At 39.3% G+C, this 24,613-nt stretch carries 18 protein-coding genes; 2 read left to right on the top strand and 16 right to left on the bottom strand.

Annotation, left to right across the window (positions count from 1 at the left end; genetic code table 11):
* The 8 genes from hflK to EMK97_RS12825 all read right to left on the bottom strand — a co-directional run bounded on the left by hflK (window position 1) and on the right by EMK97_RS12825 (window position 9,465).
* The gene (hflK, locus tag EMK97_RS12860) at window positions 1-1,149 is read right to left on the bottom strand and encodes an FtsH protease activity modulator HflK (RefSeq protein WP_130602800.1); all 1,149 of its coding nucleotides are present in this window, start codon (window positions 1,147-1,149) and stop codon (window positions 1-3) included.
* Window positions 1,150-1,225: 76 nt separating this feature from the next.
* A complete protein-coding gene (hflX, locus tag EMK97_RS12855; RefSeq protein ID WP_130602798.1) occupies window positions 1,226-2,512 on the bottom strand; it encodes a ribosome rescue GTPase HflX in 1,287 nt (428 codons plus the stop codon).
* A 39-nt stretch (window positions 2,513-2,551) separates the two neighbouring features.
* Window positions 2,552-2,809: an RNA chaperone Hfq gene (gene hfq, locus EMK97_RS12850; protein ID WP_130602796.1), complete on the bottom strand. Its 258-nt coding sequence runs from the start codon at window positions 2,807-2,809 to the stop codon at window positions 2,552-2,554.
* Between the two features lie 196 nt (window positions 2,810-3,005).
* The gene (gene miaA / locus EMK97_RS12845; RefSeq protein WP_211342313.1) at window positions 3,006-3,905 is read right to left on the bottom strand and encodes a tRNA (adenosine(37)-N6)-dimethylallyltransferase MiaA; all 900 of its coding nucleotides are present in this window, start codon (window positions 3,903-3,905) and stop codon (window positions 3,006-3,008) included.
* A gap of 86 nt (window positions 3,906-3,991) precedes the next feature.
* Window positions 3,992-5,893: a DNA mismatch repair endonuclease MutL gene (gene mutL, locus EMK97_RS12840; RefSeq protein ID WP_130602792.1), complete on the bottom strand. Its 1,902-nt coding sequence runs from the start codon at window positions 5,891-5,893 to the stop codon at window positions 3,992-3,994.
* 29 nt (window positions 5,894-5,922) lie between these two features.
* Complete coding sequence (locus EMK97_RS12835) at window positions 5,923-7,260, bottom strand: N-acetylmuramoyl-L-alanine amidase (RefSeq protein ID WP_130602790.1); 1,338 nt, start codon at window positions 7,258-7,260, stop codon at window positions 5,923-5,925.
* Window positions 7,261-7,350: 90 nt separating this feature from the next.
* Window positions 7,351-7,848, bottom strand: a complete 498-nt coding sequence (tsaE, locus tag EMK97_RS12830) for a tRNA (adenosine(37)-N6)-threonylcarbamoyltransferase complex ATPase subunit type 1 TsaE (protein ID WP_130602788.1) — start codon at window positions 7,846-7,848, stop codon at window positions 7,351-7,353.
* Between the two features lie 36 nt (window positions 7,849-7,884).
* Complete coding sequence (locus EMK97_RS12825; RefSeq protein ID WP_170176763.1) at window positions 7,885-9,465, bottom strand: NAD(P)H-hydrate dehydratase; 1,581 nt, start codon at window positions 9,463-9,465, stop codon at window positions 7,885-7,887.
* 43 nt (window positions 9,466-9,508) lie between these two features.
* Here EMK97_RS12825 and queG point away from each other — a divergent pair, with 43 nt between their 5' ends.
* Complete coding sequence (queG, locus tag EMK97_RS12820; protein ID WP_130602784.1) at window positions 9,509-10,711, top strand: tRNA epoxyqueuosine(34) reductase QueG; 1,203 nt, start codon at window positions 9,509-9,511, stop codon at window positions 10,709-10,711.
* Window positions 10,712-10,727: 16 nt separating this feature from the next.
* Here queG and EMK97_RS12815 read toward each other — a convergent pair whose 3' ends face one another.
* The 4 genes from EMK97_RS12815 to EMK97_RS12800 form a co-directional block, all read right to left on the bottom strand.
* Window positions 10,728-13,592 (bottom strand): hypothetical protein, encoded by a 2,865-nt coding sequence (locus EMK97_RS12815; RefSeq protein WP_130602782.1) that lies wholly within the window; start codon window positions 13,590-13,592, stop codon window positions 10,728-10,730.
* Window positions 13,593-13,665: 73 nt separating this feature from the next.
* Window positions 13,666-14,154 carry a DUF4442 domain-containing protein gene (locus EMK97_RS12810; protein ID WP_130602780.1) on the bottom strand — a complete coding sequence of 163 codons (489 nt, stop codon included), beginning with the start codon at window positions 14,152-14,154 and terminating at the stop codon, window positions 13,666-13,668.
* Window positions 14,155-14,226: 72 nt separating this feature from the next.
* Window positions 14,227-14,712 (bottom strand): 2-thiouracil desulfurase family protein, encoded by a 486-nt coding sequence (locus EMK97_RS12805; RefSeq protein WP_130602778.1) that lies wholly within the window; start codon window positions 14,710-14,712, stop codon window positions 14,227-14,229.
* Complete coding sequence (locus EMK97_RS12800; RefSeq protein WP_170176762.1) at window positions 14,705-15,028, bottom strand: DUF3630 family protein; 324 nt, start codon at window positions 15,026-15,028, stop codon at window positions 14,705-14,707. The genes EMK97_RS12805 and EMK97_RS12800 overlap by 8 nt, the downstream gene beginning before the upstream one ends.
* Window positions 15,029-15,267: 239 nt before the next feature.
* Here EMK97_RS12800 and EMK97_RS12795 point away from each other — a divergent pair, with 239 nt between their 5' ends.
* The gene (locus EMK97_RS12795) at window positions 15,268-15,567 is read left to right on the top strand and encodes a c-type cytochrome (RefSeq protein ID WP_130602774.1); all 300 of its coding nucleotides are present in this window, start codon (window positions 15,268-15,270) and stop codon (window positions 15,565-15,567) included.
* A 123-nt stretch (window positions 15,568-15,690) separates the two neighbouring features.
* Here EMK97_RS12795 and EMK97_RS12790 read toward each other — a convergent pair whose 3' ends face one another.
* The 4 genes from EMK97_RS12790 to wecB all read right to left on the bottom strand — a co-directional run bounded on the left by EMK97_RS12790 (window position 15,691) and on the right by wecB (window position 24,559).
* Window positions 15,691-16,476, bottom strand: coding sequence for a PEP-CTERM sorting domain-containing protein (locus EMK97_RS12790; protein ID WP_130602772.1), 786 nt, complete (start codon window positions 16,474-16,476; stop codon window positions 15,691-15,693).
* Window positions 16,477-16,672: 196 nt separating this feature from the next.
* Complete coding sequence (gene prsT, locus EMK97_RS12785) at window positions 16,673-19,300, bottom strand: XrtA/PEP-CTERM system TPR-repeat protein PrsT (protein ID WP_145963109.1); 2,628 nt, start codon at window positions 19,298-19,300, stop codon at window positions 16,673-16,675.
* A 103-nt stretch (window positions 19,301-19,403) separates the two neighbouring features.
* Window positions 19,404-22,148, bottom strand: coding sequence for an XrtA/PEP-CTERM system TPR-repeat protein PrsT (gene prsT / locus EMK97_RS12780; RefSeq protein WP_130602768.1), 2,745 nt, complete (start codon window positions 22,146-22,148; stop codon window positions 19,404-19,406).
* A gap of 116 nt (window positions 22,149-22,264) precedes the next feature.
* Complete coding sequence (gene wecB / locus EMK97_RS12775) at window positions 22,265-24,559, bottom strand: non-hydrolyzing UDP-N-acetylglucosamine 2-epimerase (protein ID WP_130602766.1); 2,295 nt, start codon at window positions 24,557-24,559, stop codon at window positions 22,265-22,267.
* Between the last annotated feature and the right edge of the window lie 54 nt (window positions 24,560-24,613).

The raw sequence follows: 24,613 nt of genomic DNA, 5'->3' as shown, positions 1-24,613 counted from the left end.
TTAGTTTCTCCCACTGTTAAATCTATCTGAACGACCCGAAGTAGAGGTCGATGGCGAAGTATTTATACTTGTTGTCGGTTGAGTAGCTGGCGTGTAGCTCTGTGTTGTCGTGCGACCTGATGACTGTTGACCAATAATTTTATCTAAAGGCAAGTACATCATATTATTTCCACCTTCAACATCTACCATAACCTTACTCGTATTACTATATACTCGCTCCATGGTTGCTAAGTATAAACGCTGACGTGTCACTTCTGGCGCCGCTTTATACTCAGGTAAGATTTTCTCAAAACGAGCTACCTCACCTTGCGCATCTAAAACCGTTTGCTCTTTATAAGCAATCGCTTCTTGTTCCATACGCTTAACTCGACCACGCGCTCTTGGCTCGATACCACGTGCATAGGCTTCCGCTTCACGAATAAAACGAATTTCATCTTCTTGTGCAGCAATAGCATCATCAAAAGCATCTTTTACTTCATTCGGCGGACGAGCATCTTTGAAGTTAACATCAACAATAATTAGACCTAGACTATAAGGTTCAATGATTTTTTCTAGCTCTTGCCAAACGGATTGACGAATCTGCTCACGACCACTGGTTAAAATATCATCCATTTTTGCATGACCAACCACGTAACGTAAAGCACTATCAAGGGATTCTCTCAGACTTTGATCGGCATCGGTAACACTAAAAATATAGTTACGTGCATCAACAACACGATATTGAATTTGCATATCAACACGAACAACATTTTCATCTTGCGTTAACATAAAGCCCGAAGCGGGTAAGTCTCGTGTACTTTGCATATCAACAGGAATGATACGTTCAATAAAGGTCCACTTCCATCTTAAACCTGGCTCAACCGTACCTGAGTATTGACCAAAGCGTAAAACTATACCTCGTTCCGCTTCTTTAATGGTATAGAAGCCACTAAACGCATAAACAATTAAGCCAATAATTAATAAAATGGTGATGCCAATGCTTGAAAAGCTCTTTCCTGAACCACCTTGGCTTGTTTTACCACCAAATATTCCGGTCACTTTTTTTCCTAGATCATTTAGTAATTCATCTAAATCAGGTGGCCCTTGATTTTTACCACCTTTGTTTTTCCAGGGGTCATTGTCATTATTCCCCGGTTCATTCCAAGCCATGTTGTTCTCCAGTAAAAATTTGGCAGTTTGCACTACCCTATCAATGTAAATATTTTAGTTAACTAAGCAAACTTAACTAACCTTCAACAAACTTTTCTATATCAGTGTATTCTGTTTTTAACAGCCTATTCCATTCTCGCACTGGCAATTTAATATCTAAATGGCAAAAGCCAGCATCATCATAGTGCTCTTGCTTAATACAATTAAGCTTGTATAACTCACCACGAAGCTTACCTTCGTTTGGTGGAATGGCTAATAAATGATTAACAACTTGTGTACCTAAACGTTCCGCTAATGCTTCAAATAAAAGCGCCATACCTAGATTTTCCTGTGCAGATACCCAGACTCTAATCGGCATGCCGTTATCATCACGGTCAATTCTTGGCTCTATATTCTCTAAGTTATCAATCTTATTGCAAATAACCAACTGAGGTACATCACCTGCTTCAATTTCCGTTAGCACGTGCTGCACTTCATCAATATTCTCAGTGCGCCTATCGTCCGCTATATCAACAACATGCAACAATAATTCTGCTTCTCGTGTTTCTGTTAATGTTGCTTTAAATGCTGCGACTAAATCATGCGGTAAATGGCGAATAAAGCCTACAGTATCAGCGAGAATGACACGACCTACACCTTCTAACTCAATTCTACGTAACGTAGGGTCGAGGGTGGCGAAAAGTTGGTCTGCTGCGTAAACTTCTGCTTTTGTTAATAAATTAAATAAAGTGGACTTTCCTGCATTGGTATAACCCACTAAAGATAAAGTAGGTAGCTCAGCCCTGCTACGCGCTCTACGCCCTTGCTGTCGCTGAACTTCCACCTTCTCTAAGCGTTTACGTATATTGATCATACGCTCGCGCAATAAACGTCTATCCGTTTCTAACTGAGTTTCACCTGGTCCACGTAGACCAATACCACCCTTTTGTCTTTCTAAATGCGTCCAACCACGAATAAGGCGACTACTAATATGACGTAGTTGCGCCAACTCTACTTGTAACTTGCCTTCATGAGTTCTGGCCCGTTGGGCAAAAATGTCCAAGATCAGCGTTGTTCTATCAACCACACGACATTGACAAAGGGCTTCAATATTTTTTTCTTGTGAAGGAGTTAAACTGTGATTAAACAAGATAACGTTGGCATCAAATAATTTAACAGCTTCAGCAATTTCTTCAGCTTTACCACTACCAACAAAATACTTAGGATGCGGGGTATTACGCTTGCCAGAAACAACCGTAAGCTCATTTACACCAGCAGAAGACACCAACATTTTAAACTCGTTTAAGTCTTCACGCGTAGTTTCATCAGGAAAATCAAGGTGAACAAGAACAGCCTGTTCACCAGCTTGGTAACGATCAAACAAATGCGTTAAACCCTAAAAACAGTTAACACAAGTTTAGCTTTAGACATCAGATGATAAATCATGCTCTGCTTGGCTTGGTGTAGGGGCTGTATTAACAGCTCTAGCTGGCACAACTGTAGAGATAGCGTGCTTATAAACCATTTGACTGACAGTATTTTTCAGTAATATCACAAACTGATCAAATGATTCTACTTGTCCTTGTAGCTTAATACCGTTAACTAAATAAATTGCAACAGGAATGCGATCACGACGTAAAGCATTCAAAAATGGGTCTTGTAAAGATTGCCCTTTTGCCATTATATGGTCCCTTTTATTATTATGTAAAAATATAAAATTAAATAAAAATGCGTATTAATACAACTGATACAACGTTTAAAGGAACGCAAATTCTTTAAACTAATTCACAACATACCTGTATAAACACAAGTCTCAAAACTAATTATACATCAATATATTGATAATGCTTTATATTTGCTCATGCAGATAACAAATACTATTCAGCTGCCTTAATCTTAGACAAGACAACCGACAAATTTCTTTCATCGCCGGTATTTAGCCAATGTAAATCCGGCCATTTCCGTAACCAAGTCAACTGGCGCTTTGCCAATTGCCTTGTCGCGCAAATACCTTTAAATATCATTTCGTCGTGGTCACACTCTCCATTGAGATATTGCCACATTTGCCTATAACCAACACAGCGTATTGACGGCATACTTTCATCTAAATCGCCGCGTTGATAAAGCTTTCTTACTTCATCTTCAAAGCCTGAGGCAACCATTTGCTCAAATCGCAAGGCAATCCTATCATGCAATTCACTACGCTCTTTTGTTGTTATAGCAAATTGTAAAACATTACCTTCCAGCTTATCACCCTTTATTTGAGATAATTGTGTCAAAGTGTTGCCAGTGAGTCGAAATACTTCTAATGCTCGGGTAATACGCTGGCTATCATTGGCATGTATACGTTCACCAGCTTGCGGATCAACGGCCAATAATTCTTGATGAAGTGCCGGCCAACCTTGCGCTTTCGCCTGTTGTTCAATTTCAGCGCGGATATTGTCATCGGCCTCAGGTAAGGGCGAAATACCTTCAAGTAGGCTTTTAAAGTACATCATAGTACCACCAACAAGTACGGGAATTCGGTTATTCGCTCTGCTATTTGCGATTTTTTCCAAGGCATCACGGCAAAAATCTGCTGCAGAGTAACTTTCACTGGCATCGCGTAAATCAATAAGGCTATGCGGATACTGAGCCAGCTCTGCTTTTGTTGGTTTCGCTGTTCCTATATCCATATGCTTATAGATAAGCGCGGAATCAACACTAATAATATCGCAAGGTAAAACATCTGCTAGCGCCATTGCTAAAGCAGTTTTACCAGATGCTGTTGGTCCCATAATACAAATAACGGGAGGCTGCTTTGCTGTTTCTTTGTCTGACACTAATCTAGACTCTTATCAGATTAAACCAATTGGTTAAATTATTATAATTGCTTGATGAAAGATGTAAGGTCAACCTCAATGGAATTCAAGTGCAAATTCTGACTAAATTGTTCATTAAAGGTATTTTTAGCCATTACAAGTAAACTATTTGCTTGCTCATCTGAATACTCATCTGCTACCAATGCATGCGCTATCGCCGCAATCATATCGGCTTCACCATAATTTTTACTAGAATCATCACCATGATTAGCCATTAATGATTCAATGATACTAGTAAAACTCGAGTTAACATCTTTTTCTCTTAATAAGGCAGGAAACTGTCTTATTTGCACTCGATTATTACTAAGTAACTGACACGCTATGCCAGCTAATGTGAGCAGCTCTTGAGCCTGTTGCACTGTCTCATATTGCGCTGCGCTAACTGATATCATCACAGGTAACAACAAAGGCTGACTAACCAAACCTGAGCTCTCTTGCTGCCAGCTTTGTTGCACTCGTTTACTGTGTATATTATGGGCGAGTTTACCAAGAGACAGCAGGCGTATTTGCCCTTTATCTTGATATAACGCATAGCTAGGCGGCTTTAAAATAAAGTCAAACTCCCTAGTTATTGTCGCAGATAGGTTAGTTACTGCGTCACTATCAAGCGCAACCTGGTCACTGACGCCTGTCGCCACTGATGGTGTTGACATTAGTTGCTGATAATTTGCTACCGCACTTGAAGATACACTGCCTTTGCCTTGCGTATAGTTATAAGCAGATGCCCCTGATTCACTTACATTCGAAGTTTGCTTAATAGGGGTAATATACGAAGATTGCTGATGCTGAACACTATCAATATGGTGCTGCCTTTCACGTTGAGCATAATCATACTCTCGCACAGGCTGCACCTCATTACTTTGCTCCATTTGATTAACTGAACTTTGTGCAACTAACGATGGTGTTAGCTCACTTTGTAAGGCCTGCTGACATACCGAGAAAATAAAGTCATGAACATAACGGCTTTGATGAAAACGTACCTCGTGTTTAGCCGGGTGAACATTCACATCTACATCAGCATGATCTAACGTTAAAAATAAGACAAAAGCAGGGTAAGCGTCATGTGGCAATAAATCTGCGTAAGCTTGCCTAATTGCGTGATTTATCAACTTATCACGCATCATTCGACTATTTACATAGCTATAGCAGAGATCATTTTGGCTTCGGGCAAAGCTTGGCTTAGCTAACCAACCCGTTAAGGTCATATTGTCATGTTGACACTCTACCTCAATGGCATTATCAATAAATTTTTGCCCGCACACCATAGCAACGCGCTTAGCGTATTGTGCTTGATTTGTGGCTAAGCGGTATTGACGAATAAGTTTACCATTGTGGGTAAGTGTAAAACTGACATCAAAACGGGCTAAAGCGATACGACGGATAACCTCATCAATATGATGAAATTCTGTTTTTTCTGTTCTTAGAAACTTACGACGCGCAGGTGTGTTAAAAAATAAATCTAACACTTCAATACTGGTACCATCAGGGTGAGCAGCAGGTTTAACACTAACCTCCATGTCACGACCTTCGGCTGTTGCTTGCCATGCGGTTGCTTGTTCTTTGGGTTTAGACGTTAAAGTTAAACGGGCAACCGAGCTAATACTCGCTAACGCTTCACCACGAAAGCCTAGGCTATTAATCGCTTCTAAATCTGATAAATCTTTAATTTTACTGGTGGCATGACGACTCAGTGCTAAGGTTAATTCTTCCTTAGCAATGCCACAGCCATTATCAGATATGCGAATTTTTTTAATGCCGCCTTTTTCAACTTCAATATGCACATTGGTTGCCCCGGCATCTAAGCTATTCTCTATTAGCTCTTTAATTACTGATGCTGGGCGCTCTACTACTTCACCAGCGGCTATTTGGTTAGCCAAACGCGCTGGTAATATTGCAATTGTCATGATTGAGGATACCTGTTTTTAGGTGAGGCTTATCCCGCTCGCGGGATTTTCAATGTTTGCCCTATTTTTAGAGCATTGTTTTTTAAGTTATTAGCAGACTTTATTTGCGAAATGGAAATATTATAACGTTGCGCTAGTACCGAAAGTGACTCACCACTTCTGACTTTATGCTTTTTATAACCAATTGACGCAAAATAAGATCCTGCCAGCGGGTTATCTAAAAAATAGTTTTTTATGCCAGTGTGAATTGCACTTGCTAAGCGCTGTTGATGCTTAGCCCAAGTTAAATTCTTTTCTTCTTTATGGTTAGAAATAAAACCTGTTTCAACCAAAATGGAAGGGATATCTGAAGATTTTAACACAGCAAAGTTACCACTTTGCGGGGTTTTCTTATGCATTTTAGTAATTTTTTTCAGTTCTTTAATAACATTATTTGCAGCACCAAAACTCACCCCTAATGAGTGTTCTTTGCTCATATCGGCAAGCGCTAAAGCAAGATGACTGTCTGATGTATTTTTAATAACGCCGCCACCGCCGCCAAGTAGCTCAGATTTTTCTTCTCGATTTAGTAGCCAACGTGCTAATTCAGATTCGGCTCGTTTTTTCGTTACAACCCAAACAGATGCGCCATGAGGCTCCGGAGTTCTAAAGGCATCGGCATGAATTGAGACAAGAAAATCAACATTACCTTCACGTGCTAAGCTAGTACGACGATTTAAATTAACGTAATAATCGCCAGTACGTATCATCACCGCCTTCATGCCTTTTTCTTGGTTAATTAGCTTTTGCAAACGTTTGGCAATGGCTAGGGTAACACGCTTTTCGTAGGTACCTTTATGACCAATTGAGCCAGGATCTTCACCACCATGGCCAGCATCAATACCAATAATAATATCACCTAAGTTTTGCTTAGGTTTAGAGATAATAGTTTTACTACGGTTCTTATCATATAAGTCAATAACTAAGCGATTACCATATTGGCCAGCAGGCGCTAATGGGAAAACGGTTAACTGATATGAGTTAACAAGTTCAAGCACTAAACGTGTTGTGCCCTTGTTCTTAGCAGTACTGGTACGAATGCGCCTAATACGCGGGTCATTCTCCGCGAGATTTTTTAAAGCAACACTGTTTTTAGTGTTAGCAAAGTCAATGACTAAGCGATTTGGGTTGCTCAGAGAAAAGTATTTATATTCTGGCTTGTTTTTAACATCGAAAACGATTCGAGTATTTTCAGGGGCTGGCCAGACACGAATACCATCAATACTATTAGCTGCCTTAACTTGCAGTGTAATACCTAGCAATAGCGGAAAAAGCAAAAAAGATATCAACAGCGATATTTTTTGCTCGCGTATAACCCCTTTTAACATTAACACCTACCTCTGTATAACCACATCTTTAGCTTACACTAGCCACTAAAACAAATAAATGTCTAAAAAACCGCCTTAACGATAATACTTCTAGCTACCATTTTCACTAGCCAGTTTAGCTAAAACACTTTCCCCAAGCTCTGTACACGCGTGCAGTGTAATCACTCTTTGTTCGTCTTGATAAGCCATATTAATGATGACATCAGCACTAGCCAATAAACCGTTGCCTTTTTCAGGCCACTCAATAAAGCAGACGCATTGACCATTAAAATAATCACGAATCCCCATAAACTCTAGCTCTTCAGGATCAGCCAGACGATATAAATCAAAATGATAAACGCGATACGGCGATAACTCATAAGGCTCAACGAGAGTATAGGTTGGGCTTTTCACATTGCCTTGATGACCTAAGCCGCGCACTACGCCACGCGTTAATGTCGTTTTGCCAGCACCTAAATCTCCGTTTAAATAAGCAACAAATGCTTGCTGGGATAATGGCTTATTGTGATGTAATAAGGCTTGAGCTATGTGATTGCCCATAGTAACTGTCGCCGACTCATCAGCTAAAAGGAATTCTAATTTTTTCATGCTTTTCTTTAAATCAATAAATATCTAGCCAGTCGATTAACGATTGACTAACTTTTGTAATTCGACAAATAAATCACTTGCTAGCATACCACGAGGTCCTGTTTTCTCGGCCAATATATCCGCAGCATAGCCATGAATAAATACAGATAAACAAACCGCATAAAAGGTATCGTCTGTTTGCATGCAAAGCGCGGCAATAATACCACTTAATACGTCTCCCATGCCACCTGAGGCCATTCCTGCATTACCCGAGCTATTAATAACAGTGCATTTGCCATCGGTTATTACTGTACCAGCACCTTTAAGCACGCAAATCGCGTGATATTTTTGCGCGATTTTATTGGCACTCTCGATTCTGTTAGCTTCAATATCTGCAGTATCACAGGCAAGTAAGCGAGCCGCTTCCTTGGGGTGCGGGGTCAAAATTAATTTTTCAAAATCATGACTAAGTTGATTGTCTCTTGCGAGTAATGACAGCGCATCAGCATCTATCACTATAGGCTTAGCATAACTAGTCTCTTGCGTGACGACTTGCCGATATAACTGCTCAGCCCATTCATTATGACCTAGACCTGGCCCTAACACTATCGCCTTAGCATGAGTCAAAGCGTTTGATTGTCTGAGCGAATCAACATCAGTTGCTGACATCATCAGCTCAGGACGACCATTAAATACCAAGGCTTGATTACCTTCATGGCAACAAACACTCACTAAGCTTGCACCACAGCGCAGCGCCGCTTCACTGGCAAGACGAATAGCGCCAGGCATACCAATGTTGCCACCAATGGTGACTAACATACCTATACTACCTTTATGGCTTGTATTTAGACGTTTAGCCAGTAAAGGTACTGTGGAATCTTCATCATCAAAATGTAAGCGCTGCCAATAGACTGACGTGGCAACTTGTTGTGAAAAAGCTGCACCTAAACCTAAGTTAGAAAGTTTGAGCTGACCAACAAAATTAGCCGCTTGCCCCGTGAGTAAACCAGATTTAAGGACAATGAAAGTAACGGTAACATCAGCCATAATTGCCTGAGTTACTAACTTACCAGCAGAAACAGCGCCCGTTGTTGCGCAAAGGCCTGAAGGCACATCAATACTCAATACAGGAGTTGAGCTGTTATTAACCTCAGCAACCAATTGAGCAATATTCTCAGGTAAGCTACCATGAAAACCAATGCCAAACAGTGCATCAACAATAATATCTGCCTCATTATGGATAAGCGCTGCTAAAGAAGAGCTATCATCAAGCAGATTAATAACCGTAATATCACCCGCCACAAGCATTGCTTGATACGCTCTCGCCGCATCCCCTTTTAACTCTTCAGGTATACAAGTAAGCAGTACCGTCACCTTTAAACCAGCCTTTTTAGCAAGCGTGGCAACAATAAAACCGTCACCACCATTATTTCCTTTACCTGCTAATACCAAAACATGCTGTGCGCTAGGCCAATGCGCAATTAAATGAGTAAATGCAGCTTGCCCGGCTAGCTCCATCAAATGAAACATAGCGAGGTTTTGACTTTGCGCAACTTTCGCCTCATTTTCTAGCACTTGTTTTGCGCTATATACTGATGTTAACCAGTCAGTGTGTGGTAAACTTTGTAATAACTTCATTGCAACACTCATCACCTAGATCTAGTAATCAATTTTAATAAATATGACAACAACTGCCATTAACTATCAAGAATTAGCGGAAAAAATCAAGCGCTGGGGACAAGAGCTAGGTTTTTCTCAGGTAGGCATTAGCGATATAGACTTATCAGCACACGAGCCTGCTTTTTTACGTTGGCTTGAACAAGGCTATCACGGCAATATGGATTATATGGCACGTCATGGTTTAATGCGAACACGTCCTGATGAACTTGTGCCGGGTACACTCAGAGTGATCAGTGTAAGGCTCAATTATTTACCACAAAATGCCCAGTTTTCGAAAATATTAAAAGATAAGAATTTGGCTTATATCAGCCGGTACGCACTCGGTCGTGATTACCATAAATTAATGCGCAAGCGCCTACAGCAATTAGGACAAAAAATAGCTCAACATTGCCAATCATTTAATTGTCGCCCTTTTGTTGACTCTGCCCCCGTACTTGAAAGACCCTTAGCCGAAAAGGCGGGATTAGGTTGGCAAGGAAAACACACGTTACTGCTTAACAAAGAAGCGGGTTCATGGTTTTTTCTTGGGGAGCTTTTTGTCGATATTCCCTTACCTGTGAGTCAAAATGACTATGCCATTAATGCCAGTAAACACAGCGACGAGACAGTGCGTAGCAATGATTGTGGCAGCTGCGTTGCCTGTATCAAAATTTGCCCGACAAAGGCGATTGTTGAGCCGTATGTTGTTGATGCTAGACGCTGTATCTCATACTTTACTATTGAATCGCCAGAAGCCATTCCTGTTGAGTTACGCCCTTTAATGGGCAATCGTATTTATGGCTGTGATGATTGCCAACTTATTTGCCCTTGGAACAAGTATGCCAAGCTGACTGAGCTTGAAGATTTTCAAGCCAGAGAAAATCTTGATCATGTTTCACTATTAAGCTTATTTGCATGGACAGAAGAGTATTTCTTAAATAAGTTGCAAGGCTCACCCATTCGACGAATTGGCTACCAAAGCTGGTTACGAAATATTGCTGTCGCCTTAGGTAATGCCCCCTATAGTGAAGATATAGTGACAGCATTAAACAGCAAACAAGATGTGGCCAATGATATGGTAAAAGAGCATATTTCATGGGCGCTAGAACAACAAATGATAAAACGAGCAGCAATAGCCGCTGAGCAGCAATCACAGTCAGCTAATCACAGGTTGACTTTACGCCTTATTCGCTCAATTGAAAAAGGTCTGCCAAGAGATGCTTAGCAGCTGCTCATTATCACTATAAAGCCGCCGCGAATTTCTTTAGCTTAACGGTTTCTGCTTTCGTTTTACTGAGTAGTTTCTTAATTAAAGCTTTATTTTCTCGGCCATCACCACTAGCCAGTAGTGTTAACCAATGAATTGATAACTGCTTTAATTGATTAGCCGCTAAAATTCTCGCGTCATTATGAATACACTCAACCGCATTCTGCGCTTTAGTCCACTGCTGTTTAGCCATTGCCTTAGCTAATTTACCGACATTTAATTCTATATTGTCTAGGTAATCATCTAACATAAATAATGCTAATTCTACATTGGCTTGGTGCTTTATATAGCGCTCAAAATCTAAGGCGTCAGTTAATGACTCACTTGCAGGTGATAAGCTCACTGTGGCGGTATTAGCAGCATGCTCAGCCATTGTTGCCGAATCAACCGCTGTTAATGTTTTATCCGCTTGCTTTTGCTCTTGGCAAATAAGCCATGGTGATAAAAGCTCGCTAAGCTCTGCTAAATCACCATCAATGGTAAACTGCCCAGTTCGCCAATGCTTTGTATTTTTAGCTGCTTGCAAGCACTGCTTACTGACAACAAACACGCCGCGTAACAAAGCGTTATTAGGCGTAGTAGCATCAAGGCAATAATATGAATTAGCATCGATATCAAACTCAGTTAATAACAAGCTATATCGACCCGTTCGCCAAAGTTGTCGCATCCTAGATTCATTCACAGCCAACTCAGCATGTAAGCCAAGCCAGGTTAAATAAGCAAGTAACTTATGGTGAATTGCCGGTTCAGTTACACCCAGCAATACACTATGCGGCCCGCTATGATATATCTTGTTTTGCCAAGCTTGAGGAATAAACCGAGTGATGTCTGTTCTTGCCAGTAATTGGCTAAAGTTATCCTCACAAGTTTTATTGCTAGCAACAACAAGCTCTTCACTCAACGCCTGCTCAGAAGCCGTAGCTAGTGGCAACTCGATAGTTAGCTGATAGCCGTTATCAAGTAATGATAATAACGGCACTTCACCATGAAGTTGTTGTAATAGCACATTGAAGGAAGTAAGTAAGCCCGTACTATCCTGATCACCAGCTTGAAGATCTTGCCAACATTGCGGCAGTGCAACTTGCTTTTGCTTAGTGACAACCTTAGCAAGCAGCTGGATGATTTGTTGACCGCGACGTTTATCTTTAAGCTTGACCTCAAGCTTGAGTTTGGCGTTACTCTGCTCCAACAGCAATAACTGTATATAAGCTCTAAGAAAGTTTGCTAGCAGCACATCATCCACTTTGATGGCAGGAATAATTTTATCGCTTATAGAGACACTCGCTTGATTATCTTGCCAGAGATACTCTTGTGATAAATTAAATAAACTAGCATGTATTAAACTAACCAGATTAACATCAGTTAACGCTAAACTATGCCCTGCGCTGCGTAAACTAGTACTATATTGCCATTGGCTAAGTGTTGCATCTATGTAGCGTAGTTGTTGCTTGCTCGCAACTTGATTAAGCGTTTGGCTGGATTTTTTCTGCTCATCAGCAGCAGTTATTATCATAGTAGTAATGGCTTGCCTCAGTTGCGTAAAGAGGCCTTTATATTCAGATAATAATGCTTGAATACGCGCTTGCTGCTCTTGATCTCCTGAACTAACTTGCTGCTGTAGATAAGTATTTTCGTCCGATAATCGAATAAGCTCTTTTGCTTGCTCATTTAGCTTAGCAACACTTGCGTCTAGCTCTTCTTGAAGATGTGCTTGCTGATTAAACCTTGTCACGACACCTGTTAACTGCTCTACCTCTAAGCAGAAGTGAGCTTGTTGTTCAGTGTCTTTGCCATGAGCTTTTCGCTCAACACATGCCACAAGCTTTTTAAGAGAAGCTTGCACTTTTTGATAATATAGATAAAGCAACAGTAACAGTGAAAAGAGTTGCACAAATATCAACACAGTTAGCAGCCTTGATAATTGCTCTGCGTTTATCTCTATGCCATAACTTGTTAACCACAGCTCAATTGGAGTTGCCTGATTATTATTAGTGCTAACCGGTAACTGTTGTGATACTTGCTGTGCTTTTTCTTTAATCGCTGCGAGCTGCTCTTTATATTGACTTGCTAAACGTAAGTAACCTTGCCATTTCGCTAATGCACTTTGCTCAGTGTAAAGTAACTCATTTAACCGAGTGAATTGCTTGAAAAGCTCTGGATGGCTTTCTTGAATTGAGACATCTAATAACTCAATCTGTTTAGTGGCATTGGCTAACATTACCTTGATTATCTCAAAGCTTGCTTTGGAACTATTTAAAGACAGGCCTTCAACTGCAACAAGGCTTTGCTGTATAAGTGGCGTTAATAAATTAAATTGATTTGCTTTTATAAGGCGAGTGTCTGCCGACTCAATACCTTGATTAACTAATTGAAGTTGCCGCAAAACAGCTTGCTTGAGAGCATCATTACGTTGACTATGTAATTGTATACGACGCGCCAACTTGGATAACCTTTGGATTTCTGCAAGCTGCACTTGAAAAACAGCTCTTTCGGCGGTAGATAATAAGGGAAGTGACTTGGTTGCCGTCAAGCTAGTTTGGTGTGAGCTAAGCAGTTGCTCGCCATCTTTTGCCGATAATGTTTTATCAATGGCATCCGTCATCTGACGAAAGGCATCATTATAGTTTTGCTTAGCTTCAAGCTGATAAAGCTGCTGTGTTGTTAGCCCTTGCTGCCATTTACCTTGGAAGAACTGCAGCGCTACTGTCATAACAATTAAAATAGCAAGAAGAAATACCGCTAATAAATAGCCAAAATGCAGTCGCAATAGCGGGGTGTTATTAATATTATTGTTTTTTTCTTTCTTATTTACAGTTACTTGTTTGGTAACGTCATTCATAGTTAATGGCTTAATTAGACATTCATTCCCTTACTTGCCATTTTATACTAAGCAATCACCAATAACAGCTAGATTAAGACTTATTTTTACTTACCCAGGCCCACTCCATTTGGCAAACAATTGGCTCAAGTTTACTTTCATCTGTGATAACTACAGGTACTGTAACACTGCCTTTTTCATCTGTTTCAATTTGAGCAACCTGCTCAGCAGTTAAGCTTGCTTTTGCTTGTAAAGCTCCTTGCATACGACGCTGATAACTTATGGTCATGGTCTTTAATAAAGGCAGCTTGTTATCTGGCACATTCATACCAAAAACAATACCTGTTGCTGATTCAGCTAAAACTGCCGCGGCTACAGCATGTACTCCACCAATATGGTTTTGCACCTTTTTAGCATTCTTTAAGCTAAGGTAGCTTTCAAATTGATCTAACTTTTCAATTCTTATCCCTGTTGTACCAGCAAATTTCACCTGACTTGAAAATAACTTGCTTAGTAAAAATGATCGTAACGCCTTTGGCGCTCGGTTGATTTTTTTTACTATTGAACTAAATCGATTTGCCATGTTAACCCTTGCTCGTAATTAATCACAAATCTAAGCATTGTTATACATACTGGTCAGACCTTCAAGCATTATCTAAGTAAGACTGTCTTGGTGCGCAATAACAGCAATTAGCTTTTCTATTGAAACCTCAGAATAAACAGCTATACCATTTGCGCTGAGCACTTGACTACAAACCCCTTGACCATTAATTTTTCTGCCGGAGAAAGTACCATCATATATCAACTGACTACCACAAGAAGGGCTAGACTCTTTAAGTAAAGCAAACTGAATATTATGGTTACGGCACACCGCCAAAGCATGCTCTGCTCCTTGCAAAAATGCTCTGGTTACATCCTTACCATCACAGGTTAATACCTTACCTGTCTCACCTTGAATCTCGGCAGGGCTGCGCGGTACTGATAAGCCACCACTGACTTCAGGGCAAACTGGCACCAATCTATTTTGCTGCTGCCACAAAGCAATCACAGGATGATTTATTACTTTAGCTTGACCATCATAACGAACTTTATTTCCCAAAAAGCAGCTACTAATGAGAATTTTACAGTAGGGCTTATTCATCCCTATCTACCATAATGTCATCAAGCAATGCTGGTAAGTTATTACTACTATGGTGATCCTCACCATCAATCCAGCAAGACTGGCTATAAAAATCAAAATGTAAAACAAAATAAAATTGCTGTTGCCATGTGATGCGTATTGATTCCCTATCTGCGCCAATGAGTTTTTCTACTATCTCAATATCATTGGATAAGCTCACGATAACTGATAATAAATCCTCTATATCCTCTTGATACCAAGTATTTAACCAGCCAATCACAATGACATCATCGAGTAAGCGGATTGACTGTATTGATTTTTTATCTATAACGGACAAAACAACGACCTTTTCTCTAATTTATACGTATTAACACCATTTTACACGCATATGAAAAATATAGTATTACAAGGTTTAGGGTAAAAACTCTAACAAAACTTTGATGTTAATCAGAACTACTGCAAAAAAAGAGGACAGCTGACATTTATTTTCATATACTGGGCAATAGTATTTTACCAAGTAACACCATCGGCGTTGTAGGTGTTATTAATGTCCGATATATAAAGAGAGTGATTATTATGAAAAAACTAGTGCTTGCTGTTGCAGCAACTGTTGTTATGGCTTCACCTGCATATGCTGGTGATGCTGCTGAAGGAAAGAAAAAATCAACTATGTGTGCAGCATGTCACGGTACTGACGGTATCTCTATGGTTCCTATGTATCCTAACCTAAAAGGTCAAAAAGAAGCGTATTTAGTTAAGCAACTTAAAGACTTTAAATCAGGCAAGCGTAATGATCCTACTATGAAGCCTATGGTTATGGCGCTTACAGATGCAGATATGGAAAACCTTGCTGCTTTCTACGCCAATATGAAATAAGCAGTGCTTTCTGCTAATAATAAACCACTCATTTGAGTGGTTTTTTATTGCCTTTTTTATAATCAAGGCAAAAAAAAAGCCTCACTAAGTGAGGCTCTTAACAAACTAAAGAATAACTAAAAATTAAGCTTTCTTACGACGTTTAGCACCAGCTAAACCTAATAGACCTAAGCCTAAAATAGCTAAAGTGCTTGGCTCTGGAATTGTGTTACCGTTTGCTAAACCATTTGATGAACCGTACAAACCTTGGAAAATTACATTTGAACCAAAGCGAACATCAGAGCCTAATAACTGAGAGTCAGTATCAAAGTGATATGCAGCTGCACCACTAGTTACATCCCAAATTGAATCAATTGAACCCGCTGCTGGTGTAAAGCCTGCACCTTCTTGTAAAGATTTAAAAGATAGACCTAAAAATAAAGTACCATCTAAGGCATTGTTTGCATCAGCCTGACCTTGGATATTAGCATAATCAAAGTCTGCAGAGTCATCAAAATAAATATTGAAGTAACCTGAAGCTGCTGATGCTGCTAAATCAAATAGAGAACCATCAGTTAAGTCACCATCAAAAACTAAACCACCGAAGCTAAAAGTTAACTCACATGTAGCACACACAAATGGGCTTGTTGCAGCTGATTTGCCGTTAAAGGTAGTGATCTCACCAATACCTTGTAAAACAGAACCTACTGTACCTGGAACAACGGCATTGATATCAGTAGTACCTGGCGCAGATCCAGGAGGGTTTACATACCATTGAGTAAAATTCCCTGAAGAAATAAAGTCATTGGCTGTTAATGAAGCGAAATCTGGATCCCAAGTAACGCCACCAATAGTAATCTCATCTGCTGAAGCTGAAAAACCAGCTAAGGCCACAACCGATGCTGCGACTATTTTCTTAAATGTATTCATTTTTCATCCTTAAAGTTAACTAATGCTGTTAATCAATGTTTATTAGATAAATTAAATTTTTACTATTGCCAATAAAGCATCATCCATGCCAACATTAAAAAACACCAGCAAAACAACATCTTAATAAAAAACAAAGTCATCTACTTATCAAAGGTGTAAAATAGTCTGACAACACTAAAGTGCAAATTATACTGAGTTAATTTTGCGAATGCTCAAGGTGCTTTAAGGCACTATCTAGGTGATCTTTCACTGCTTTATCCTGTGAACCCGCCGCAATCGCCCGCTGTAAATAGTCAATAGCCTGCTTATATTGCTTGTCTTCAGATAAAATCACGCCATAACTCGCTAAAATAGCAGAATTCTCAGGCTGTACTTTATAGGCTTTCCCTATGTTTTCTAGTGCTTGAGTCATTTGCCCTAACTTATATTGATTCCACGCCAAGTTATTAAGAATTAAAGGATCTTTAGGTAAAAAATCATGCAGTATCTGGTAGTGTTTTACCTTCTCAGCTCTTTGCTCATTACTGAATAACTCAATTAACAATAAACGTATTTTGACATCGCTAGGCTGACGCACTAAATATTCTTCAAGTAGTGCTACAGCTTCTTGCGCTTGGCCATTAAACTTCAATGCCCTTGCCAATCTAACGGCATTAACGCCATTTGCTTCGCCCTCATACAAAGAGGCATATGACTCTATGGCCTTAGCATAATCTCGCTCATATAGTGCTATATCACCCGATGCGGCATCAAGTAAGCTGTGCTGTACTTTCTGCTCTTGTAATGTTGTTAATACATTTTTCGCTTGTGCCACTTGCTTACTCTGACTGGCAAAATAAGCATATAAAATTAATGCTCGAGTATTCTCTGGGTAAAATTCAAGCAATTGCTGACTTACCTGAAATGCTTGTTCGATATTATTGAGCATTTCAAAACTACTCATATAACGTAGATTCAAAATGTAATGAGAATTATCGAGCACTAACCCTGATGCATAAGCTTTGTTAGCAAGATTGAATGCTTTTTGTTCTAGATAATTATCACCCAAAATTAACCAATACGCTGGCGTTGTAGCAAGGTTTTCAGCTTTAGCTTTTAATACGCTTTGTGCTTTATCCAATTGATTATTATGTTTATATATTTGAGCTAAGGTGATGATTTGCTCTATGGTTTTTTCATCAGGTAAAGTCTCAAGATAGTGAATAGTCTTTTCCGCATAATCAGCTACCGTAGATAATTCTATCAAAGCAGCCAAACCACCTTTATGGTTTGGTGAAAACTTTAATAAATCATGCAATTGCATAAAAGCAGATTCGTATTGCTCGGTATGAATAAAAAGTTGTACTAAGCTATATATGCTACCAATATCACTTGGTTTAGATACTAAGCTTTGCTTAAATTTTTCAATAGCCAATTCAGGCTTTTGCTTAGCGATATGGATATGACCATAAATCTTGTCTGCTAAATGTGCATCATCTTCCTGAGCTTGAAAACGTTCTGCGATCTCCGCTGCTTTATCATATTCAGCAAGTTTTATGTATTCTAGCGCTAATCGTAGGTCAACATCTGATAGTTGCAGCGTTAATAAACTAGCATTTTCAATAAGTGCTATACCAGCTTTATTATCACTAGCTAGCATGCTTAAACCTTCATTGGCTAGGCGTATCGCTTCTTGTTCTTTGATAGCAGACATTTCACTGTTTTTTGCTAGGTCATCCAGCAAAGCAATATCTTCAAACCTAAAACCTTCAAGCTCATTTAACTGTACATTCTGCTTGGTTTCATAACCCAATTTAAATCGAGTAATCAATAATAACTTAGTAATTGGATGATCCGCTGAAAACTTATGCTCAACAACATTCAAATGTGCATATGTTTGCTCAATATCATTTAAATGGTATGAACTTACACCTGCAATAATTCTTGCAAAAATATCATCACTTTTTTGAACAAAAACTTTATCTGCAAAGGTTCTCGCTTCAGCGAAGTTCTTATGTTGAAACTCGATTTGAGCTTTGTATAGCAGCGCTGTAGGTGACTCGGGAAAAACAGCCAGCAACTCAGCTACATAGTCATTTGCCAACTGATACTGCTTAGCTTTTATTAAACTCTGCGCTTTAAAAAATTTAACGGTATGATCAAACGGTAAGTCTTCAATATAAAGAGAAAAAGCCTTAACCGCCTGCTCGTAATCACCACTGGCATAATAAGCATGACCTTGAAGCAAGAAGGCTTCTGCCATTTCACCATGTTGATTAATAAGCGAATTAATAACAGGGAACACCTTGGTATACTGCTTGTCACTGTACAGCGAATAAGCTTTTGCAAGCTTGCCATAGTCACTATTAGCATTGATAGAGACGGCTTGTGCAAAATAATCTAACGCTTGCTCAGGCTGTTTATTTGATAAGGCACTAATACCTGCATAAGTTAGAATTTTAATATAGTCTTGATCTGGCAAGTCATCACTAAGCGCAAATAACTTAGCAACGTCTTCAGTGTTATTAAGCTTTACTTGGGCTTTAAATAATAGCGGGATAACGGCTGATGATTCCAGCCCTAGGCTCATCGCTCGTTGCAACTCTTTTTCAGCAAAAACAAAGTTACCTTGCTCCATATATGCTTTTGCCAATGCTAAGCGCGCAGCCGCACTTTTACTATCTAGCTTTACCGCATTTTTGAACTCTATAATTGCACTCGCATAATCACCTGCTGCGATATGTGTTTGGCCACTAGCAATATATTGTTCTACTGATTGCTTTTCTGAACAGGCACTCACAGAAATAGCTAAGGCAATAGCTAAACTAATTACAGATACTCTCATCAAATCAATTCCTTTTAACGGTAATTATAATTCGGGGGGATAACGGCAAGTTTAACATTAAAAAGGGGCTAAATAACTAGCCCCTTTTTAACATCTTTATAGTTTACAGCTTAGCGAGCAAAGCATCTTTTTTCTCTTGCTGGGCATTTGTTTTTGGCTGTAGCGCACTTAATAAGGTTTTAGCTTCATTGTTACGGCTATTAGCTATCAAAGCTTCAATATAGTTAAGTTCAATATCAACATCCTTACCATTAGCCAGCTCATTTGCTCGGGTCGCTTGCTTCAATGCTGCACGTTTATCACCTTTTTTCAGCAAGATCTTGCCATAGGTATCGACAACATTAGCAATCTGTGGCGCTAGCTCCATCGCTTTTTCAGCATGCTCAAATGCTTTATCAACCTCTCCTTGCTCTAAATATAACCAAGCCAAGTTATTATTGGCAACAACATTGCGTGGCTGTTGTTTGGCAATTTCAGTATATGCAGATATGGCCTTGTTTTTATCATTATCTAAATAAAGCCCTGCTAACATAGTTTTTATACGTGCATTTTCTGGCTCTTTTTGTAAATGCTTTTCCAGTACCTGAACGGCTTTACCTTTGTCATTATCACCAAGGTAAGCGGCAGTTAAATACACGGCATTCTGACTGCTAGGATAAGCAGTATAAAAGCTTTCTAACTTAGGCACTGCTTGAGTATACTTTCGCTCTAGCAGCATAATGCGGCCTAACAAACCTTTCTTCAAATTATCATTAATATCTGTCAGTGCTAGTTTATTGTAACTTTGCTTAGCTTGTTCTATTTGTTTGCTATTTAATAGCAGCTGCATTTTCACTAACTGTAATATTAAATTATCAGGGTGATAATCAAACGCTCTATTCACGACGATTAAGCCACGATCAAACTTTCTTTGTCCGGCATAAAAATCTGCCAATAAAACTACAGGTTCGATATGGTATGGATTAGCTTTTAGCCATTTTTCAAACGTGGATTGCACCTGACTGGCATCTTGTTTTTGTCGATAAACCAAAGACAACAATTGCCAATAACGTTTAGGCAGCTTACTCTCATGCTCAAAAGCCTGTAAAACGCTTATCGCCTTGTTAAGTTCGCTCAAAACAATCAATGCCTCACTATAGAGCATCGCCTTTGGAATATTCTTTTTATCTTGGTTATAAGCATCAGCTAATTTTTCTAGCGCCTGTTCATTTTTATATATTCCAAAGTAATGTCTAAGAACCTTGTTATTGTATGGGTACAAGGCGATAGCTTGCTCAGCACGCTCTTTACTTAAGGTTTCATTTTTTTGCAAACGAGCTATTCTTAACTGCTCCGTTATCGCAAAAACATTGTTTTCTTCTATTGCTAAACTTTTTTGTAACTGCTGCTCAGCTTGTTGAAACTCCTCAAGCTTAATATGAATACTAGCCATCAAGTTAAAGCCTCCAGCTTTTTCTGGGTACTTCTCTTGCCACTTATTAGCAATAGTTTTGGCTTGTTCAATATCATTCGCTTGTAAAGCGGCAAAAGCTAAAGCTAACTCTGCCTCTATAAACTCAGGGTTTAGCTGTACAGCATCTTTTAAATCTTGAATACCTGAAGGATCGTTCATCATCAACTTCAAAATACCTTGCCTAGCATTTTGATTAGCATCTGGCTGTGCTAGCTGATTACTACGTTCAATTAGCTTTTTAGCTTCATTCGTTGCCCCTAGCTCTAATAACTTAAAGCTAACCGAAGAAAGAAACTGTACATCATCTTCATTCTCAGCATCAAAATCACCTAAGGTAGCGCTGATTTCATCCACTAAACCAAGTTCTAACTGACTTACAGCCAACATTCGTCTTGCTTGATGCTCTGTAGGTAAATAATTGACAATGGTTGATAAGTGATGATGACTTTGTTCCCAGTTTTTCAAATGAAAAGCACTAGCGCCAGCGACTAACTTCAAATTAAACTGATTAAAATCTGCTGATAGCGCTTGCTCAGCATGTTCACTGGCCTTTTTATAGTCTTGCTGCTGAAAGCGTGCCATGGCTTTAATATAATGCGCAAATGGCTGACCGCTTATACTGGCAAGAATGGCATCAGCATATTTCTCCGCTTCTAGGTACTCTCCCGCTTTTAATAAAGCGTCCGCTAACAATAACTGCACCACACCAGAACGAGGTTGTAGCTGTTGGTATTGTTTAAAGCTCTCACTGGCTAAGAGATAATTTTTCATTAGCGTAGCCACTTGCCCTTGTAGCATAAGTACATCTGGCAAATTACTATCAATGGTTAAAATGCGGGTGACTAAGGTTTGTGCTTGTTCAAAGTTATTCTCTGCCAGTTGCACATAAGCTTGAGCTAACATGGCATAAACGCCTTGCTCATTAGCATCGTTAGCAATTTCGGCACTTGCTTTGGCTAGCGGTATATCTTCTAAGCGCAGAGCAGCTAAGGTTTTATAAGCAAAATACTGGCTTTGCTCAACAGAGGAAAGCACTTGAGCTGCATCAGTTAATGCCAAAACGTCTGCATCTGCATCTGTTAAAATATAGGCTCTTGCTAACAGTGGTAACACTTTATTGTCAGCATACTTCAATGTTCTAGCGCGCTCTAATTCTTTCACTGCGGCTAAACCATCACCTAATTCTAAATACAGCTTACCTAGTAGAAATCGTGCCTCAGCATTTTTTGTATCAAGCTTAATTGCATTTTTTAGTTCTATAACGCCTTCATTCACTTTATTTTCTGATAAATATGTTTTGGCATTACTAAGATGACCTTCTACCGTTTCTTTTTCACTACAGGCAGATAAGGCTAATAGCACACTTAAACACACTGATGCTTTAACAAATTTCATTCTACTTTTCCTTAGTAATTATGCTCTTAGTTTCTTTTACTTTCTTTTATTTTAATTATCAATTATAAGATGATAAATAACAAAAAGCCCACTAGTTTCATTAGTGGGCTTTATCGCTATGCTCGAGTATTTAGCAGCGGCGTATTCACTGATAAGTTACTATAACACTCATGGTCTGTAACCAATATTAAGACATCGGCCCAATTGTCGATATCAGCAATCGTGTCATATTTTGTACATTGCCAACTTTGCACAAAAGGATCGTGATAGCCTACAGCTAAACCTTGTTGTTCAAAATAACTCAATATTGCGTCTGCCGGAGATTCACGACAGTCATCAACATTGGCCTTATAGGCAACACCCAAAATACCCACTTTCTTATGCTTAAGCTCAGTTGAGCCAATAGAACTTGCTAATAAATCAAGCGTTTGTTTAGCTACAATAGCAGGTCGATTATCATTAATTTCACGTGCTAAGCGAACAAATTCACCGGCTTTGGTATTTTCAACTAAGAACCAAGGGTCAATAGGAATACAATGACCACCAACACCTGGGCCAGGCGTTAATACATTAACCCTTGGGTGACGGTTCGCTAAACGAATCACTTCATAAACGTCAACATCAAGCTCTTTACAAATTTCCGATAACTCATTGGCAAAAGCAATGCCCACATCTCGTGAAGTATTCTCAACCAGCTTAATGCACTCTGCCGTTGTAAGATTAGTTAAAAATACCTCGCCTTTAACAAAGCTTTGGTAAATTGTTTTTACTTTTTGCTGTGCCTTAGCACTTGTTGCGCCAATAATGCGATCATTATGAACCAACTCATGCAATGTTTGCCCAGGAATGGCTCTTTCCGGACAGTGAACAACATCAATCGCTAAACCTGCTTGTTCAAATCTTTGTGCAACAGCTAAACTTGTTTGCGGTGAAATAGTCGACTCGACAATCACGGTTTGACCGTCTTTAGCAACTTTTGCGATAGCATCTACCGCACTGAACACATAACTGCGATCACAGCTATTACCTTTATGAGGTGTGGGTACAGCAACTAAATAGGTATCACTTGATGGAATTTCAGTACTTGCGCTTAAAAAGCCTTGCCCGACAACTTTACTAATTAACTCAGGCAAACCTGCTTCATCAAACGGACATTGCGCCGCATTAATTGCCGCCACCTTTTCACTATTTAAATCAACACCTGTAACCTTATAACCTGCTTCAGCAAGCAAGCTGGCAATCGGTAAGCCCATATAACCCATGCCAACAACGGCAATGGTTTCATTTTTAGCGATAATTTCTTGTGCTAAAGTATTGGGTGTAGAGCTAGTAATAATGTCTAGAATAAGTTCAGCGACATGGCCGTCACCAAAAGGATTATTCCACGATAACTTCTCACCATTAGCTAACACTGATAACCATTTATCTGCAGCTGCCAATGCTTTATCAGCATCGCGACCCACTAATACATTTGCGCCTACTTCAATAGACTCGGGTCTTTCAGTATTTTCACGTAAGGTAATACAAGGTACGCCAAGTAAACAGGCTTCCTCTTGAATACCGCCAGAGTCAGTTAAAATAAGCTGTGCATGTTTTTGTAGTTGGATAAAATCCATATAGCCAACTGGAGGAATTAGCTTTAAGTAGCTAGGAAGCTCAATGCCAAACTCTTTTAATTTTGCCTGCGTTCTCGGATGAATTGGCCACACAATGGTTTGACTATATTTAGCATGTAACTTATCGAATAAGGCTAATAATTCCATTAAGTTAGCAGAAACATCGACATTCGACGCTCTATGAGCGGTAACCAAGAAAAAGTTACCTGGCTCAAGTGATAAATCAGCCAAAATTGAGCTGGTATTGGCAGAAATCTCTAAATGTTGAAATAAAGAGTCTGATACCGTATTACCAACAGTAAAGATTTTATCGCTGTCTATACCTTCTTTTGCCAAAATAGCATGCTGATTAGGACCAACCGCAAATAAGTACTCACTCATATGGTCAGTTAAAATACGGTTGGTTTCTTCCGGCATAGCTCTATCATAGCTACGTAAACCTGCTTCTATATGGCCGACTTTAATACCTAGTTTTGACGCGGCTAAAGCACCAGCTAAAACTGTATTTGTATCCCCTTGAACTAAAACCACATCTGGCTTTTCTTCTAATAATATCGGCTCCATTTTAATAAGAATATTACCGGTTTGATTGCTATGCAAACCCGAGCCAACACCAAGGTTATAATCAGGTAGAGGTAAATTTAGCTCCTTAAAGAAAATACTGTCCATCTCTTCAGAATAATGCTGATTTGAATGAATGATAAAGTAGGCTATTCCACGATTTTGACACTCTCGAATGACAGGTGCCATTTTGATTATTTCTGGCCTAGTACCAACAATAATCCCTATTTTCATTTTTTATCCTTAAAGGTGCTGTAGTTAAAATTTAGTCGATGATTGCAATTGTAA

Source organism: Litorilituus sediminis (assembly GCF_004295665.1).
Classification (GTDB): Bacteria; Pseudomonadota; Gammaproteobacteria; order Enterobacterales; family Alteromonadaceae; genus Colwellia; species Colwellia sediminis.
Note: the sequence above shows the minus strand (reverse complement) of the source record. Positions and strands in the feature narration are given on the sequence as shown.